The following is a 2368-nucleotide window of genomic DNA, read 5'->3' as shown; positions in this document are numbered from 1 at the left end:
AAATTAACCACACAAGGGAAGAATAAAAAGTCTTTTTTTAATACCCGGTTTTTTTTGAAATAATCAGGTGTTTGTTATATTTTTTTGTTCGGGATTTGGCGTCAGGAAAAATACGGTTTTGAAGGATATAGACTTGTATTTGGTTTTGTTGAAAAAAAAATAATTATCTTCGAAACGTAAAAACTACAACTTTATGAAAAAATCAAACTTGTTCACCTTAGCTGTTTTCTCAGCTACAACAATGTTTTTTGCATCGTGCGGAGCAGAAAAAAGCACCGAAACAACTGAAACAGAAGAAGTCGTCACTGAAGAAAAGTCGGAGTCTGAAGAAAGACCCAGTCCTTTGAGAACTTTGGAAGGAAATATAGGAGCTGCAAAATTAATGGTTCAATATGGAGCACCATCTATCAAAGGTAGAGTTGTTTGGGGTGACCTGGTTCCTTATAATGAGGTTTGGAGAACAGGTGCAAACGAGGCAACTTATGTGGATTTTAGTTCAGATGTTACCGTTGAAGGGAAATCTTTGAAAGCAGGAAGATATTCTGTGTTTACTATTCCAAAAGCTTCCGGAGCTTGGACTGTAATTTTCAATTCAGAATGGAATCTGGAACATGGCCATTTTCAGTATAAAGAAGGAAATGATGTGCTTCGTGTAGAATCCACTCCTGAATGGGTTGAGGAAAGTCAAGAACAACTGACCATTGCCATAGAATCTCCGGGGATTGTTGTGCGATGGGAAAAGTTAAAACTTCCGATCAGTATTCAGTAATTTAGCTTACCTCAAAAAGACCCTGTTAAATTTTTGGCAGGGTCTTTTTTATACTTTTTTTGTTTGGTTATTTTAAATCAGATTCCTTTAGTTATTTCCAAAATCTGTATTCCAAAAATATTTACTATGAAATACATTGGCTTTCTCGTTGTTTTCATGATCACTATCAGTTTGGGAATAATTCTTTCCATGCAGTTTGGGTCTGTCCCTCCGATTGGCAAGTTGCTTGATCCCAATCAGGGATTCTGGCAAAACTCATTCAGTGAGGATATGGATTATGAGGAAGAACTTGATCTAAAAAACCTTCAAGAACCGGTAAAAGTGGTTTACGATGAGAATCTAATCCCTCATATTTTTGCGGACAATGAAAATGATTTATACAGGGTTCAAGGGTATATTACTGCCAAACACAGGCTTTGGCAAATGGAATTCCAAACCATGTCAGCCGCAGGTAGGATTTCGGAAATAGTTGGTCCTATTGCAATCGAGCTTGATAGGATGACAAAAAGAAAAGGTCTTGCTTTCAGCGCTGAAACCTCTCTTCTCTTCATTCAAAAAGAACATCCGGATACCTATAAATTGATGGAGGCATATGCAGATGGGGTGAATCAATACATAGAAAACCTCCCTGAGTCAAAATTACCTATTGAATACAAGATTCTAAATTATAAACCGGAAGCTTGGAGCACTTATAAATCTTTGTTGCTCCTAAAATATATGGCGGATATGTTGGTGAGTGACATGGACTTGGAATATACCAACTTAAGAAATCAAATTGGTCAGGAATTGATGGATAAGCTTTATCCCAATTTTCCCGAAGAAAATGATCCGGTCATCGAGTCCGAAAGAATTTGGGATTTTGTTCCTTTGGAAGTTTCTCGACCGGAAGGAATTGAATACCCCGTTTCTGATATTTTTGTAAATGCTTTGCCGCAACCGGTGGATGGAATAGGCTCCAACAATTGGGCAGTTTCCGGTACCAAAACCAAAAGTGGAAATCCGATTTTGGCTAATGATCCCCATTTGAGTCTTAATATGCCATCGCTATGGTATATTATGCAGCTTTCCACATCTTCCCATAGTGTCAAAGGAGCTACTTTACCCGGCGCTTTGGGAGTTATTTCCGGTTTTAATGAGGACATAGCTTGGGGTGTTACCAATGCAACCCGAGATACAAGAGATTGGTATGCTATTCAGTTTAAGGATGAAAACAGAACAGAATACCTTTATGATGAGGTTTGGGTGAAAAGCACTTTTAGGATTGAAGAAATCAAAGTCAAAGGGCAAAATTCTTTTATGGATACGGTTGTTTATACACACTATGGTCCGGTAGTATATGATAAAAACTTCAGGTCTGAGAGGAAGGATGTTAATTTTTCTTTGAAATGGACAGCCCATATGGAGTCAAATGAGCAAAAAACCTTCCTTTTGCTTAACAAGGGCAAAAACCATGACGACTATATCAATGCATTAAACTATTATACTTCGCCTGCCCAAAATTTTGTATTTGCCTCAAAGGATGGGGATATTGCGATGAAAGTTCAGGGAAGATTTCCATTGAAATGGGAAGGTCAAGGGAAATTTTTGATGGATGGGAAA

General features: G+C 37.8%; 2 protein-coding genes. Both read left to right on the top strand.

Translation table 11 applies throughout. From position 1 onward, the window contains the following. The first annotated feature begins 193 nt into the window (after positions 1-193). On the top strand, positions 194-769 hold the full coding sequence (locus tag ACZFYI_RS19170; RefSeq protein WP_462525727.1) for a DUF2911 domain-containing protein: 576 nt from the start codon (positions 194-196) through the stop codon (positions 767-769). A gap of 126 nt (positions 770-895) precedes the next feature. Further along, positions 896-2368, top strand: a 1473-nt coding sequence (locus tag ACZFYI_RS19165) for a penicillin acylase family protein (RefSeq protein WP_462525726.1), incomplete at its 3' end; no start/stop codon positions are given.

Source organism: Aquiflexum sp. (genome assembly GCF_977115555.1).
Note: the sequence above shows the minus strand (reverse complement) of the source record. Positions and strands in the feature narration are given on the sequence as shown.